Annotated in this window: 13 protein-coding genes; 5 read left to right on the forward strand and 8 right to left on the reverse strand. The window is 39.7% G+C overall.

Annotated features, from left to right (window positions below):
• A partial coding sequence (locus ACY3FQ_RS02705) for a glycosyltransferase family A protein (protein WP_489773596.1) occupies positions 1–874 on the reverse strand: 874 nt, incomplete at its 3' end.
• Between the two features lie 95 nt (positions 875–969).
• Between ACY3FQ_RS02705 and yibB the strand changes: the two genes are divergently transcribed.
• Positions 970–1,818 carry a protein YibB gene (gene yibB / locus ACY3FQ_RS02710; protein ID WP_489773597.1) on the forward strand — a complete coding sequence of 283 codons (849 nt, stop codon included), beginning with the start codon at positions 970–972 and terminating at the stop codon, positions 1,816–1,818.
• A gap of 12 nt (positions 1,819–1,830) precedes the next feature.
• Positions 1,831–2,751, forward strand: coding sequence for a hypothetical protein (locus ACY3FQ_RS02715; RefSeq protein WP_159153249.1), 921 nt, complete (start codon positions 1,831–1,833; stop codon positions 2,749–2,751).
• Between the two features lie 23 nt (positions 2,752–2,774).
• On the opposite strand, the gene ACY3FQ_RS02720 is transcribed toward ACY3FQ_RS02715, so the two are convergent.
• The 4 genes from ACY3FQ_RS02720 to ACY3FQ_RS02735 all read right to left on the reverse strand — a co-directional run bounded on the left by ACY3FQ_RS02720 (position 2,775) and on the right by ACY3FQ_RS02735 (position 7,049).
• Entirely contained in the window at positions 2,775–2,993 is a 219-nt protein-coding gene (locus ACY3FQ_RS02720) for a hypothetical protein (RefSeq protein WP_004983573.1), read from the reverse strand.
• Positions 2,994–3,144: 151 nt separating this feature from the next.
• The gene (locus tag ACY3FQ_RS02725) at positions 3,145–4,029 is read right to left on the reverse strand and encodes a lysophospholipid acyltransferase family protein (protein ID WP_489773598.1); all 885 of its coding nucleotides are present in this window, start codon (positions 4,027–4,029) and stop codon (positions 3,145–3,147) included.
• 319 nt (positions 4,030–4,348) lie between these two features.
• On the reverse strand, positions 4,349–6,133 hold the full coding sequence (aspS, locus tag ACY3FQ_RS02730; protein WP_489773599.1) for an aspartate--tRNA ligase: 1,785 nt from the start codon (positions 6,131–6,133) through the stop codon (positions 4,349–4,351).
• Positions 6,134–6,284: 151 nt separating this feature from the next.
• Entirely contained in the window at positions 6,285–7,049 is a 765-nt protein-coding gene (locus tag ACY3FQ_RS02735) for a DUF4184 family protein (RefSeq protein WP_489773600.1), read from the reverse strand.
• Between the two features lie 138 nt (positions 7,050–7,187).
• Between ACY3FQ_RS02735 and znuD the strand changes: the two genes are divergently transcribed.
• Positions 7,188–9,230 (forward strand): zinc piracy TonB-dependent receptor ZnuD, encoded by a 2,043-nt coding sequence (gene znuD, locus ACY3FQ_RS02740; RefSeq protein ID WP_489773601.1) that lies wholly within the window; start codon positions 7,188–7,190, stop codon positions 9,228–9,230.
• Positions 9,231–9,369: 139 nt separating this feature from the next.
• Positions 9,370–10,833 carry a phospholipase D family protein gene (locus ACY3FQ_RS02745; protein WP_489773602.1) on the forward strand — a complete coding sequence of 488 codons (1,464 nt, stop codon included), beginning with the start codon at positions 9,370–9,372 and terminating at the stop codon, positions 10,831–10,833.
• Between the two features lie 93 nt (positions 10,834–10,926).
• Here ACY3FQ_RS02745 and ACY3FQ_RS02750 read toward each other — a convergent pair whose 3' ends face one another.
• Positions 10,927–11,379: a hypothetical protein gene (locus ACY3FQ_RS02750; protein WP_178928483.1), complete on the reverse strand. Its 453-nt coding sequence runs from the start codon at positions 11,377–11,379 to the stop codon at positions 10,927–10,929.
• 196 nt (positions 11,380–11,575) lie between these two features.
• Here ACY3FQ_RS02750 and ACY3FQ_RS02755 point away from each other — a divergent pair, with 196 nt between their 5' ends.
• On the forward strand, positions 11,576–12,031 hold the full coding sequence (locus ACY3FQ_RS02755) for an RcnB family protein (protein WP_227518523.1): 456 nt from the start codon (positions 11,576–11,578) through the stop codon (positions 12,029–12,031).
• Positions 12,032–12,101: 70 nt separating this feature from the next.
• Here the strand turns inward: ACY3FQ_RS02755 and ACY3FQ_RS02760 are convergent, their stop codons facing one another.
• On the reverse strand, positions 12,102–12,599 hold the full coding sequence (locus tag ACY3FQ_RS02760; protein WP_004983586.1) for a phosphate-starvation-inducible protein PsiE: 498 nt from the start codon (positions 12,597–12,599) through the stop codon (positions 12,102–12,104).
• A 140-nt stretch (positions 12,600–12,739) separates the two neighbouring features.
• Positions 12,740–14,521: an acyl-CoA dehydrogenase C-terminal domain-containing protein gene (locus ACY3FQ_RS02765; protein ID WP_428854227.1), complete on the reverse strand. Its 1,782-nt coding sequence runs from the start codon at positions 14,519–14,521 to the stop codon at positions 12,740–12,742.
• Positions 14,522–14,706 lie beyond the last annotated feature (185 nt).

The following is a 14,706-nucleotide window of genomic DNA, read 5'->3' on the forward strand; positions in this document are numbered from 1 at the left end:
TTAATATATAATTACAGCCTTTTTTTAAGCTGTAAATCCATTCTTGTTTTTCTTGAATTTGTTTATTGTTTTTTGATATATATTTTTTTATTCCCCATAATGTTGAAAAAAGCTCTTTATCAATTTTATTTTGAATTGGGTATTTATTTAATAGCTTATGTAAGATAATTGCATTATTTATAATGTAATGCATTTTTTGATTAATTTTCTTGGTTGTGGAGTTTGGGTTGTATTGATAATAATAAATTGAATTTATCTTTATAACCTTTTCTGAGTGTAAGAAATTTAATCTGGTTATTATTTCATCATTATTCAAAAAGTTTTCTTTTTTGGTATTTAAGGTGTGATAAAGATCATAGCTTTTTAAAAAAATATTCTTTTTCGTACACATGAAACCAGAGATTTTCCATCCTCCTATAGAGTTTTCTAAACATTCAAAACCATTATAAATATTTCTGCTTTCATCAAAGCAGGGAAGAGCTTCATATTTACCAGATTTATCTTGCATCATTACATCAAAAACAATAGTATCTACTTTAGAATTTTTTATTACATTAATTATATTGTTAATCATATCATTTGATATAGAGTCATCACAATCAATAATTAAACAGTATTCCTCTTTTACTATTTTTATTGCATTTAGTCTAGCTTGGGCTGCTCCTTGGTTTTTTTGACTAATGATAGTGTACGAAAAAATATTTGATTTTAAGTTTTGATTCAATAGTGAAACTGTTGAGTCAGTAGAGCCATCGTCAATAAAATATACATGAAAGTTTTTATTTTTTTGGTCTACTAAGCATTGAATAAAATTTAATATATTTCTTTCTTCATTAAATAGAGGGGTGATGATAGCAATTCTTTCGATGTCCACTTAGATTGTACCTATGATTAATAAATTTTCACTATTTTACATAAGTGACTTAAACTATAATATATTTTTCTCTTTTTTTATCATTTATGAATATCATGATAGAGCCAAATATAACGATTGTGACAGCTTTTTTCGATATTGGTCGCGGAGATTGGACTAAAGATAAGGGACATCCTGGTTATTTACATCGGCCTACGTCTCAATATTTTGAATACTTTAAAAACCTTGCTGAATTAGATAATCCTTTCATTGTCTATACTTCATCTGATTTTGTGGAAAAAGTTTTAGAAATTCGAGAAGGTAAACCGACGACTGTTATTTCTATTGACCTTAAAGAAAAATTTTCATCTGTTTTAGAAAGAATAGACGTGATACAGAATGATGAACATTTTCGTTCAAAGGTAGATGATAAGCAGCTACGAAATCCCGAATATTGGTCTCCTTATTATGTATTGGTCAATAATTTAAAGTCCTATTTTGTTTATGAATCTATCAAGAAAAATTTAGTCACGACAGATTTAGTTGCTTGGTTGGATTTTGGATACTGTCGAGATAAAAAAACTTTAAGCAAGCTACGACAATGGAACTATAGCTTCGATACTTCAAAAATACACTTGTTTACCATTGCGGAAGAATTCGAATTCAGTGAAGCTAATGTACTTAACTCAATTTTAGGTAATGTACCTTATATCATTGGTGGCGGTATCGTTGGTAGTGTTGAAAAATGGCCAGATTTTTACAATCTAATCTTACGTAGCCAAATGGAATTGCTTAATAAGAATTTGGTTGATGATGATCAAGGAGTTTATCTCTTATCAAAATTGAGAAATCCAGATATGATCCAGTTAAACTATTTAGGCAAAAACAATTGGTTTGGAATATTTAAAAAATTTAGACAAACAAATGGCTTGCTTGATAAGATAAAATTATTCCTGAATTTTTAGTAGTCTGTTTTTATGGAAAAGTGTTCCGAATTTCGCCCTGTTATTATGGGAGCAGCAACAGGTTATTCACCCGACAAAGTTGAATTATTTCTTAACAGTATATCTCGGACAAATTATACAGGTGTCGTAACTTTATTTTTAAATGGATCTCAGGTTACTGAATATAAAGATTTTTTCAAAAACAGAACGAATTATAAGTTTAGTTTAGAGTTTGTGGACTCTAAGATAGGAACCTTCAGTAGCTCTAAGAGCATTAGTAAAAACTTCAAGAAATGTATTCGTTTTTTAAGTAAATTTATTGTCTCTTCAGAACCTAAACTTAAGAAAGATTTTATCTATTTTCTTGCACCGCCTCATGTTTCTCGTTTTTTTGATTACTATGATTATTTGCAGCGCAATAATTTTAGTCATGTCGTGCTGACTGATACTCGAGATGTAATTGTTCAGGGTGATTTGAACGAGCTAAATCAGGATGGGCTCTTTTTAGGAATGGAAGATAAGAGTTTACTATTAGGTAAAGATTCTTTTCATATTAAGTGGATTAGTGATGTTTATGGTAAAAACTATCTGAAAGAAATTGCTGATAAACAGATTTCTTGTGCTGGGGTAACCTTCGGTGATTATCAGTCTATGAGCAAATATCTTGATGTAATGATCAATGAATTTATGAGCTTGCCTTACTATACGATGGTGAGATCGAATTACGATCAAGGTATTCATAACAAGTTATTGTATTCTGGTGCATTTTCTGCATTGCACTTATGTCAGCCCTTAGAGTCTAAAATTGCAACATTAGGTGTTATGAATGTTGATAAAATAAATTTAAATGAGGATGCCATCCTTTTAAATTTAGATGGAACAACCCCTCTATTTGTTCATCAATATGATAGACATGAAGAGTTAGAAAACATCTTCACAGCGAAATATTTATAATTATTGAGTGAAAGGGCGGATAATTACTCCTTATCCGCATTTCCTTTTAAGACCATATAAATTAAACCGACAAAAATGACAAAAGCACCCGCAAGGCTACTTACACAGAAAAAGACAATACGGTCATAGGTGGTTAAATTAAATAATTGATTGTCTAGAATATAGCGCATGAAAAACCATTGCACGATTGCAAAAACAATTAGCACAATACCACGACGACGGACTTCAGGACGCATAGCCATTTGGTTGCTCACAACTTATCTAAAACAGTGCGCTATTATGCCACTGCTGAGAATTGATCTCAAATGAATAAAAGTATTCTATTCAGGCCGTTAGAAAATAGCATAAATTATTCTTTCGAAATTCTTGAAATCACATGCTGGTTTGTGGAGTCTACCTTGGTGGCTGTATCTGATAAGCATTGATGTTGCCATAACAATTTCGAAAACGTTTATAGGACCAAATATATTGTTCAGGTGCTTGGTTAATTATATCTTGCATAGCAAGGTTTAAACTATCTACAGACTGTTGTAGATCTTTCGATAAAATATCTTGAGATAACTCAGTACAGTACACATCAAAACCCGCTGCGTCAGCATTACGAATACAACTTAATCCAATCACATTGCATTGCGTTTTAGCCGCCATTTTAGAGACCAGTGTCGTGGACAAAGTATTCTGCTGGAAAAAATATGAATAAATACCGCCACTAGGTTTGGGTAGATGGTCCGGTAAAATCACCGTCAGCCCACCTTGTTTTAAGTGTCTGAAGATACTGCGGATACCTTTTTCATCAGTAGGAACAAGGGTTGCATTAAACTTTTGCCGTGCAGCTAGAATATAGCGGTTAATTCCTTTAATTTTATAGGGTTTATACATGATCATCGGTTGCGTATAGACATTTAACCATGCATTTAACAGCTCCCAACAACCAAAATGCGGAATGACCACAATCACGCCTTTTTTATTGGCTAAAGCCTCGGTTAGAACAGATTCACCATGAATGTTTTTCAATAAATCTAGGTTGTATTGTGGAGGCATTCCCCAACATTTTAAAAATTCAATATAGGTCTGACACTGGCTTTGAATACTGAGATGAACGCGTTTCTGGAGTGTTATTGGGTCAAGTTCAGGGTAGGCCAACTGAACATTAATGGTGGTGATACGCTTGATTGAAGAGTCACTATAGTAAAGCAGGTGCGCAATTCCGCGTGCGATGTATTGTAAAAAGGACAATGGAAAAAGTGAGATGATTTTAAGTAGATAATAAATAGCCATATTTTGACTCAGAAATCTTTTTAAAAGATGAGATGAGAGAAAATTTTGCAAAGAGACTTAAAAATCTAAGATAGATAAAATCAAAAAAAGATGAGCGTCTTAAGAACAAAATAAATGAATAAATCAATAGAGTGATTCAGTGCCAGAACTGCTGCAATAAAATATAGACTATCGTGAATCACTGTAAGGGGGATAGATCAAAAGTTCAAAAGAAATTTTGGAAAATTTGAAGCGAAAATAATATCTATGGAATGGATGGTCTGGTCTTGAATGAAAAAACCCTGCGCATGGCAGGGTTTCTTTAATCAAAATCTAAAGATTATTTAGTTTCTTCAGCTTTTGGTTTTTCACGTAAGCGAATACCTAAATCACGTAGTTGATTTGATTCAACTGGTGCAGGCGCTTGCGTTAATGGACATTCAGCAGTCTTGGTTTTCGGGAATGCAATCACATCACGAATAGAAGCACCACCCGTCATGAGCATGACTAAACGGTCTAGACCGAATGCTAAACCACCATGCGGAGGAGCACCGTAACGTAATGCGTTGAGTAAGAAACTGAATTTCTCTTCAGCTTCTTCTTCACCAATACCTAAAGCTTCAAAGATTGCTTTTTGCATTTCTAGGTTATGAATACGTAGTGAACCACCACCAATTTCGGTACCGTTTAACACCATGTCATAAGCCACAGAAAGCGCAGCACCTGGGTTATTTTTCACATCTTCAACGCTTGATTTAGGCAGTGTGAATGGATGGTGAACAGAAGTCCATTTGCCATCATCTGTTTCTTCAAACATTGGGAAGTCAACCACCCAAAGCGGTGCCCACTCGCAAGTCGACATTTTTAAGTCATGACCGACTTTAATACGTAAAGCACCCATGGCATCGTTCACAACTTTAGCTTTGTCTGCACCGAAGAACACGATATCGCCATTTTCTGCGCCAACACGTTTCAATAGATCAAGCACGATCGGCTCGATGAATTTCACGATTGGAGATTGTAAGCCTTCGATGCCTTTTTCAAGCTCGTTTACTTTGATGTACGCTAAACCTTTTGCACCGTAGATGCCGACAAATTTCGTGTATTCATCAATTTGGCTACGTGGTAAAGAACCTGCACCTGGAACACGTAATGCAACGATACGGCCTTTAGGATCTTTAGCAGGACCTGCGAATACTTTGAATTCAACGTCTTGCATCAGGTCTGCAACGTCAACCAATTTCAAAGGAATACGTAAGTCTGGTTTGTCCGATGCATAGTCACGCATAGCATCTGTATAAGTCATGCGTGGGAATTTATCGAATTGAACGTCAAGAAGTTCTTTGAACATCTTAACCGTCAACGTTTCCATTAAATCCATGATGTCATCGTCACTCATGAACGATGTTTCAACGTCGATCTGGGTGAATTCTGGCTGACGGTCGGCACGTAAGTCTTCATCACGGAAACATTTTGCGATTTGGTAGTAACGATCGATACCACCCACCATCAACAATTGTTTGAATAATTGTGGTGATTGTGGAAGTGCGTAGAAGCTACCATTTGAAACACGGCTTGGCACTAAGTAGTCACGCGCACCTTCAGGCGTTGCACGGGTTAAAATCGGAGTTTCAACGTCTAAGAAACCATTGTCTTCGAAATAGTTACGAATGAGGTTGGTTAGCTTAGAACGGAAACGTAACCGATCTAACATTTCAGGACGACGGATGTCCAAGAAACGGTATTTCAAACGAATTTCTTCAGAAATATTGGTGTTGTCGTCATTCAATGGGAACGGCGGAGTTTCTGATGCAGCAAGAACTTCGATTTCTTTACCCAACACTTCGATTTGACCGCTCACCATATTGGCATTTTCTGTGCCTTCATAACGGCGACGTACACGACCTGTAATTTTTAATACGAATTCTGAACGTACTTTGTCTGCAGTTGCGAATGCTTCAGGAGTGTCTGGGTCAATAACCACTTGCACAAGACCATCACGGTCACGCATATCAAGGAAGATGACACCACCGTGGTCACGGCGACGGTGTACCCAACCGCAGAGGGTTACTGTTTCATCAATTTGAGTTTCGGTTAAAGAACCGCAGTAATGAGTTCGCATCATGGCGTTAAAAATCCAACTATATGGCTAAAGGTAGCGAATACGTAAACAGCGTACCGCCAGAAATAAAGGTAGGATTATGCCTCTTTGGGCATTGACTCTCAAGGTATAGCTTAAAAAAGGCTGGAAATAGCATTTAAACGTTGGTTTAAATTCAGCCTAAACGATAGTCTCGATCTAAAAATAAAAACAGAATGCAGCCAAAGATTAGAATTAGCAAAGCGACTTGGCTAAACTCATTAATACTTCGCCCAGTAAAATAATACAGGTCTGACTGCCAAACTTGCGTGGGGATATAACGTGCATAGTCCCAAACACTGACTAAACCACCCAACAGGCTCAGTATGAAAAGCCCCATCGCAAAGCGTTTGATTTTTAGACTGACAGGAAAATGTTGCTGATAGGTTCGGTAATAGCGCCAACTCATCCACGCCAACAAGGGGAGGGCCAGTGCTGATGTGCCAATTTGTAAAATGCGGTGTAGCGGATAATATTGCCCTAACAGTGAGACCTTCTGGCTTAGAAACTCATGTCCGAACAAGGTGCGGAAGTCAGCATGGGTGAGTCCATCCCATAACAGATGCGTTGCTGTACCCAGCAGTATCGCAAGAATAACGGCCATAGAAAATTTAAAAAAACGCAGCATACTGCTGAGCATTAACTCATGCTGAATACCTAAAAAACGATAAAAACAGGGCCGCAATAGCGCGTACCACAAAACACAAAAACTGAGTCCAATCCAAAGATCGGGGTGAATCAGTGAAGTCCAGTAGTGGGTCGTATTTGAATTGGCTTGTGTAAACAGTCGATAAAGATCAGGGGTCATACTACCAATAGCAATGGCAGCAATGGGTAATCGGTCACCACTGAGTTTGGCTAGAGGAGGCGCGAGAACAGCATGTGAAATGGTAAAGGGCATTGATCTGTTGGCGTTGGCATCGACTTAGATGGATAGGGAAGTTTATCTTTTTTCTATGATTGGAATGTTTTTTATTGCAATGAATTTGAAATGTTATATTATAACAATATTCAAAAATTGTACGCTTGAGTGAGTTCCATGTCTTTCCATAAAAATTTGAAAAATTTGATAACGCTCTCTATTTTGGCGGTGGCCACACCTGCCGTTTTTGCAGATGACACAACAACACAACAACTTGAAACGTTGACCAGCCAAGCACATCCACTCGTTCAGACCGCTGCTGATTTTGCAGTCGCCGATCAGGTTATCGAGCAAAAAAGTTTAAAAGAACGTGCACCGACTATTGGGGATGCTTTGGCCGATGAGTTGGGGGTATATTCAAATCAGTATGGTTCAGGTTCAAGTCGACCCGTGATTCGTGGTCAAGATGGCCCACGCGTGAAAGTCTTACAACATGCTTCAGAAACAGCCGATGTCTCGAGTTTATCGCCAGACCATGCCGTGACGGTCGATCCGATTTTGGCCAAGCAAATTGAAATCATCCGTGGCCCTTCAACCCTGTTATACAGTGCAGGCACCGTAGGCGGTTTGGTCAATGTCACCGATCAAAAAATTCCAACCAGCATGCCTGAAAAAGGTTTAGAAGGTACGGCTGGATTACGCTACAACTCTGGCAGTGATGAAAAGTTGGCCAGCGCTGGGGCGACGGTTGCTTTGGGGAGTCAGTTTGCTTTGCGGGTTGAAGGTTCAAAGCGTGAAGCGAATGACTATATTGCGCCGAACTATTTCCATGAGCATGAGGGGGAACTCGAAAAAGAACGTCGTGTCGGAAATACCTTTGCCAAAGGCGAAACTATCAGTGTTGGTGGTTCATGGATTGGTGATCGTGGTTTTGCGGGTATTGCTTATACCAACCGTCAAGATCAGTACGGTTTACCTGGGCACAGCCATGAATATGAAATTTGTACTGTATCAGGTAATTTATTAATGGGATGTGGTGAGGAAGATTATGGCGACGAACATGAGGCAGGGCCTTGGGTTGACTTAAAGTCGGAGCGTTATGACTTCCGTACAGAAATTTTAAATCCGATTGCAGGATTTGAGAAGTTACGTGCCCATGCCAGTTATACCGACTACCAACATGATGAAATTGAAGGTGATAGCGTTGCAACTACCTTTAAAAGTAAAGGTTATGATGCGCGTCTAGAAATGGTGCATCAGCCGATTGCGGATTGGGAAGGTGTGGTTGGCGTACAGTACAATCAACAAAAACTAGATATCACGGGTGAAGAGTCTATTTTAGAACCGACCAAGACGCAAAAGTGGAGCGTGTTTGGTTTAGAACACAAGCAGTGGAATGACTTCCATTTTGAGTTAGGGGCACGTGTCGATCAGCAGACCATTGATATTGAGTCAGATCGAAAAGACTATGATGATTATGCCGTGTCTTATTCGGGTGCTGTGAATTGGATGTTTGCACCGAACTATAAACTGTCTTTGGTCGGGTCACATCAAGAGCGTTTACCTTTGGCGCAAGAGCTTTATGCCGATGGTAAGCATCTTGCAACCAATACCTATGAGCGTGGCAATGAAAATCTCGATGTCGAAAAGTCTAATAACCTAGAGTTAGGTTTCCATTACGATACGGATAAAATTGATTATCACGTTCATATTTACCACAACTGGTATGACAACTACATTTATGCTCAAACTGCCTACCTTTACGAAAACTTCCGTCTAGTGGACTACACCCAAGACAAAGCGCGTTTTTATGGGACTGAAGCAGAAGCCTCTTATGCCATCAATGATGTTTATAAAATGAGTGTCTTTGGTGACTATGTACGTGGCAAAATTGACAATGAAAATGCTCCACGGGTGCCTGCTGGCCGTTTAGGAACAAAAGTGAATGCGAACTTTAGTGGCACGTGGTCAGGAACAGCAGAGTACTACCATGTGTTTGAGCAAGATCGAATTGCAAGCTATGAGACCGAAACCGAGGGCTATAACATGGTGAATCTGGGCTTGGCGTATAATGGTCAGTATATGCAGGGCAATGATTATCGCGTGTATTTCAAAGTCAATAACCTCTTAGATGAGACGGTTTATTCGCATACTTCTTTCTTATCGACCATTCCACAAGTGGGGCGTAACTTCACGGTCGGACTCGACTTTAGTTTCTAAGGTGCTATTTCAAGCTTCAACCCAACCTCTCCTTAAATGAGAGTTTAGGGAGAGGTTGCCAAAACATTGACAACAGAAATCCTCTTGAAAAATCAAACAATAAAACCTAGTCTGAGTATATTGGATTAGGTTTTTTGTTATGCGTATCTTTCGAAAATTACATCAAAAGCTCAACTGGACATCGACCCGTTATGTCGGTGTCGTGGTGGGTTTATTGGCTCTGACTTATTTAACGTCTGCAGTTTACCATAGCGTTAAACCACTGCCTGATGGGCTGGACTATACTGGCAAGTTACGTCATGCCGATGTCAAATTTATTGCAGATCAAACCTACATCGATGTACAAGGCAAACAGCAACAAGATCATCATATTTTCAACGCAGTGTTTAAACTGATTGAAGATGCACAAACCACGATTGTGTTGGATATGTTCTTGTTTAATGATGAAGTGGGGACATCTCAAGCATCACAACGTGCTTTGACTCGTCAGCTAACCGATGCGTTGATTGTCAAGCGAAGCTTGCATCCGAATATTGGAATCAAAGTCATTACTGACCCGATTAACTCGGTATATGGTGGGCTATTACCTGAGCATTACCGTAAGTTACGTCAGGCAGGCGTGGATGTAATTGAAACCGATTTACGTCCGCTCCGCGCATCGAATCCCATTTGGTCTGGTTTTTGGTATATCTGTTGTCAAAACGCAGGCAATAATCCCGACGGTGGGTGGTTAAAAAACCCGTTTGGGGATGAAAAAATCACTCTACGTAGTTATCTCAACTTATTTAACTTTAAAGCCAATCACCGCAAAACTTTGGTGGTCGATACCGTTGAAGGTTGGAAAACCTTGGTCACATCGGCGAATCCACATGATGGAAGTTCGCGACATTCCAATGTAGCGCTGTTGGTGACAGGCAATACCGCAATTGATGTGTTGAAAACAGAGCAAACTGTGGCTCACATGTCTCAGGGCGATGTACCGATGGTGATTTTGGGCGAAATTGCAGGAAATCCATCGCAGCCTCAGGTGCAGGTGCTGACTGAAAAAGCAATCCTAGATGCAACCCTCAATTTGTTGAATACAGCAAAAGCCAATGATCAGATTGATTTGGCGATGTTCTATTTATCTGAGCGTCAAATTATCAATGCTTTAAAAGATGCGCAGAATCGCGGTGTTAAACTTCGGATTTTACTCGACCCAAATAAAGATGCATTTGGTCGTCAAAAGAATGGAATCCCCAACCGTCAAGTTGCGTCTGAGCTTAACGATGCCGGTATTACAGTGCGGTGGTGTAATACTCAAGGAGAGCAGTGTCATAGCAAAATGATTTTAAAACGCCATGCACAAGAAGCAGAGCTCATTTTAGGTTCAGCGAATTTTACCGCACGGAATTTGAAGAATTATAACTTAGAGACCAATTTGCGTGTGATTGGCCAGTCTAATGCAGCGGTGTTTACAGATGCACAGCAATATTTTGATGGGGCATGGTCGAACTTAAATGGTCGTCAAATGAGTGTGGGCTATGAGCAATATAAAGATGAGTCAAAACTCAAATATGGGCTATACCGCTTTATGGAGTGGAGTGGTTTATCGACGTTTTAGAGATTTTTTTCCTTGTTAGAAAAGGCGTAGCACAGCTAGGTAAGAGAAAAACTAAAATAGAAAAAGCGCAATATGCGCTTTTTTTATTTGGACTTACTGTTCAGGATTCGGCGGGATGATTTGATCCAAATCTTTATCGGTCATCTTATCGAGTTCATGTAGATCGGTTTTGATTTTCCATTTTTCGGCATCATCCACTGGGCTCGGTAGACGTGCTTCTAACCAGTCACAAATGACATCGGGTGGAAAATCAGGATGGTTACACTGAATGACCCATGCCAAGAATTGCTTGGCTTCACCATTCATATACGGCGGTGGTGACACAGGTAAAAACTGCGTCGGTAGGCGCTCATTTCTAGAAATATAGTTCAGTACATGTCCCAGCTCTTGTACCGTTTGCCATGCCAAAGGATGATCTACATCAATTTGAAACTTAAACCACCATGCACTTTTTCCATCTGTGCCATAAGCATCAATCAGATTTTTTTGAATACTGGGCACTTTTGCAAAATATTCATAGAGTCGATCAAAACTTAATTCAGCCACGATTGTTCATCCAATACATTTATAAACAAAGATTAATTATAAACTGAAAACTCATGCATTTTTTGCTTTTCAAAGAAATCCTGCTTCAAACCTTATAGCGGTGATAATGGCTAGTGATCTAAAATTGATAACTTGTACATTTTTTATCCATAAAATAGGTTTAAAATAATAATATTCACCTCAGTGGAGGAAGAAGATGATGAAATATTTAAAAATAATCTATGGAATAAGTTTACTCAGCTTATTTCCTGCACTGAGTTTTGCTCAACCAGCGACGCGTTATTATGGAAAACCGCTGACTTCGCAAACGCAGCGTTTCCCAACCTATGCTGGGCCGTATCAAGGAGCAATGCCCAGACCTACATCACCGCCTCAAATTGAGCCCCCCCATCACAGACCACCTCCACACCATCCACCACATGGCGGATATCCGATGCGACCGGGTGTGAGTATTATTTACCGAGCACCCAGCTATTCAACCTATAGTCAGGAAACCAATAGCTATGTGTATGGGGATGGCGACTCCAGTATCGAAAGCCGTGATTATGTGTTGATTACCGATTGGCGACGTTTAGGACTGCCAGACCCACCTGAAGGCATGCACTGGATCTATGAAAATGGACGCTACGCTTTAGAACCTGATTCAAAATAAATGAATCTTTGACTGATACAGAAAACCCTCCGTTGTTTAGACGGAGGGTTTTTTAGTGGTCAATAAAGAATTAAGCGAGTTCATCATCTTGTGGGCGTGGTGTTTTTCCTTCAGGTAAAGGCTTGTCGGCATGTTTATCCCGAATTACTGAAGGATAATTCCACGATGCATAACGGACCACCAAGATTGCAATCGCCATAATTAAAATTGAACCCGTAATAATCACCAAATCCATATCCGCTTTGTGGTCATGCTGGATATCGGAAATTAAAAGTCGGGTGAGGGCAGTGATGGCGATATAAATTAAAAAGCGGACAGGCATGTGGTTGGTTTTAAAATAGATACCGACCATTGCGCCCAGTTCGAGGTAGATGAATAACAGCAAAATATCATCAATTGAGGCATATTGTTTAATGGTCAGGATCTCATAAACGGTATGTCCTGCCGACCAAATCACCATACAGCCAATAATAAATAAAGCCACATAGTGAAAGCTTTCTACTGCAGTATTGCCCAGTTTATCGAGGAGGGTTTCTATTTTCTCTATTTTAGGGTCACGGTTAGTCATGGCTGCCTCCTGATATGTTGATGGTGGTTTATTGCATCATAAGCAAATTTCATGCACATGACGTATAAAAGCAAAAATAAAGCTGAGTAATAAAAAAACGCCTGACGAAGCAGGCGTTTTTTTATTCAGTCTTTAAGCGATTAAGCTTGGCTAGTGAAATAGTCTTCAGAGAAATTCATGATGACTTCTGCACCTGCTTTTACTTTTGCAATACGTAAGTCGATTTCAGGCAAAATACGTTGAGCGAAATAAGCTGCAAGCGCCAGTTTGTTTTGATAGAAGTCACCATCTTTAGCTTTTGCAGCATTGGCAATTCTTGCAAACATATAGGCAAAGCTGAGTAGGCCGACTGCATGTAAGTAATCTACTGCTGCTGCATTCGGGAACTCTGCACTTTCAGCAGCACGTTCAAGGATATACTTGGTCACTTCTTCCACTTCAGTTGCTGCATCGAGTGTTGCATCTTTAATGAAGTTTAGGTCTGCATCTAAGCTGTTAGCAAAGTCACGGATTTCAGTAATGTAGTCTGCGATGAAGGCACCACCACATTTAATGGTTTTACGACCGATTAAATCTTGAGACTGAACGCCGTTGGTGCCTTCATAGATTTGTGCAATACGTAAGTCACGTACACATTGCTCCATGCCCCATTCACGAATATAGCCATGACCACCGAAGACCATTTGTGAATCAATTACTGCGTTAAATGCAGTATCGGTTAAATACGCTTTTGCAATAGGAGTTAACAGTGCAACGCGGTCATTGGCTGCTTTCACAGCTTCAGGGTCTGTTGAGAACTTAGTGATATCCAGTTGCTGACCCACGTAAACTGCAAAGGCACGAGATGCTTCATTGTTCGCACGTGCATTCAGCAACATACGACGCACATCACCATGAACTAAAATGCTGTCCGCAGGTTTAGCTGGCGATTGAACACCCGACGCGCTACGACCTTGTAGGCGGTCTGTTGCGTACTGTGCAGCATTTTGGTAAGCAAATTCAGATGCGCCTAAACCTTGAATACCCATCGACAAACGTTCGTAGTTCATCATCACGAACATTGCCGCAAGGCCTTCATTTTCTTTACCCACCAAGTAACCTTTGGCACCGTCAAAGTTCATTACACAAGTTGCAGACGCTTTGATCCCCATTTTGTGTTCAATTGAACCTGGACCTGCCGCATTACGCTCGCCTACAGAACCATCTGCATTCACTAAGAATTTAGGTACGATGAAGAGTGAAATACCACGTGAACCCGCAGGTGCATCTGGTGTTTTCGCTAGAACCAAGTGAATGATGTTTTCAGCTAAGTCGTGGTCACCGCCAGTAATAAAGATTTTGGTCCCTGTAATGTTATAGGTGCCGTCTTCGTTACGTTCAGCTTTAGTTTTGATAATGCCTAAATCTGTACCTGCATGTGGCTCAGTTAAACACATGGTCCCAGACCATTCGCCTGAGTAAATTTTAGGTAAATAGGTTTCTTTTTGTTCTTGCGATGCGTAGCTGTTCAGCGCCATACCTGCACCGACAGAAAGAAGCGGGTAGAGCATGAATGATGGATTAGTTGCGAACAGCATTTCATCTGCAAGAACCGTCAGCATTTTTGGCATGCCTTGACCGCCCCATTCCTCATCAGCCGCTAAGCCAATCCAGCCGCCTTCAGCATACTGCTTAAACGCTTCTTTAAAACCAGCAGGGGTAGTCACTGCACCATTGCTAAATGTTGCGCCTTCTTCATCACCTGTACGGTTTAAAGGCAGGGTTACGTTTTGCGCAAATTTAGCCATTTCTTCGAGGATCGCTTCAGCCGTCGCACTGTCTACATGAGCTAGATTTTCATTAGACTGCCAGAACTGATCTGCATTGAAAACGTCATTGAGGATAAACTTCATATCCGCAAGTGGGGCATTATAAATTGGCATGTTCGTTCACCTGTTTATTGTTTAAATCTCTGTAGACTTAGGGCAGCTTAATTAACAATGGAGAGTGTTATCAGATGACCCAAGCGAAATAACGCTCTATTTATAAAGAAAAAGGACCGCCAAAGCTATGACTGTCCTTTTTCATTTCTGTACTCTTGAGTACAACTATTTCGAATATCGATTTA

Source organism: Acinetobacter sp. AB03, from assembly GCF_058107045.1.

Excerpts from the sequence above, each read along its gene's own strand:
- ACY3FQ_RS02765 (WP_428854227.1), bottom strand. The coding sequence starts at position 14,521 with ATGCCAATTTATAATGCCCCACTTGCGGATATGAAGTTTATCCTCAAT.
- ACY3FQ_RS02760 (WP_004983586.1), bottom strand. The coding sequence starts at position 12,599 with ATGACTAACCGTGACCCTAAAATAGAGAAAATAGAAACCCTCCTCGAT.
- ACY3FQ_RS02755 (WP_227518523.1), top strand. The coding sequence starts at position 11,576 with ATGATGAAATATTTAAAAATAATCTATGGAATAAGTTTACTCAGCTTA.
- ACY3FQ_RS02735 (WP_489773600.1), bottom strand. The coding sequence starts at position 7,049 with ATGCCCTTTACCATTTCACATGCTGTTCTCGCGCCTCCTCTAGCCAAA.
- aspS (WP_489773599.1), bottom strand. The coding sequence starts at position 6,133 with ATGATGCGAACTCATTACTGCGGTTCTTTAACCGAAACTCAAATTGAT.
- znuD (WP_489773601.1), top strand. The coding sequence starts at position 7,188 with ATGTCTTTCCATAAAAATTTGAAAAATTTGATAACGCTCTCTATTTTG.
- ACY3FQ_RS02745 (WP_489773602.1), top strand. The coding sequence starts at position 9,370 with ATGCGTATCTTTCGAAAATTACATCAAAAGCTCAACTGGACATCGACC.
- yibB (WP_489773597.1), top strand. The coding sequence starts at position 970 with ATGATAGAGCCAAATATAACGATTGTGACAGCTTTTTTCGATATTGGT.
- ACY3FQ_RS02725 (WP_489773598.1), bottom strand. The coding sequence starts at position 4,029 with ATGGCTATTTATTATCTACTTAAAATCATCTCACTTTTTCCATTGTCC.
- ACY3FQ_RS02715 (WP_159153249.1), top strand. The coding sequence starts at position 1,831 with ATGGAAAAGTGTTCCGAATTTCGCCCTGTTATTATGGGAGCAGCAACA.
- ACY3FQ_RS02720 (WP_004983573.1), bottom strand. The coding sequence starts at position 2,993 with ATGGCTATGCGTCCTGAAGTCCGTCGTCGTGGTATTGTGCTAATTGTT.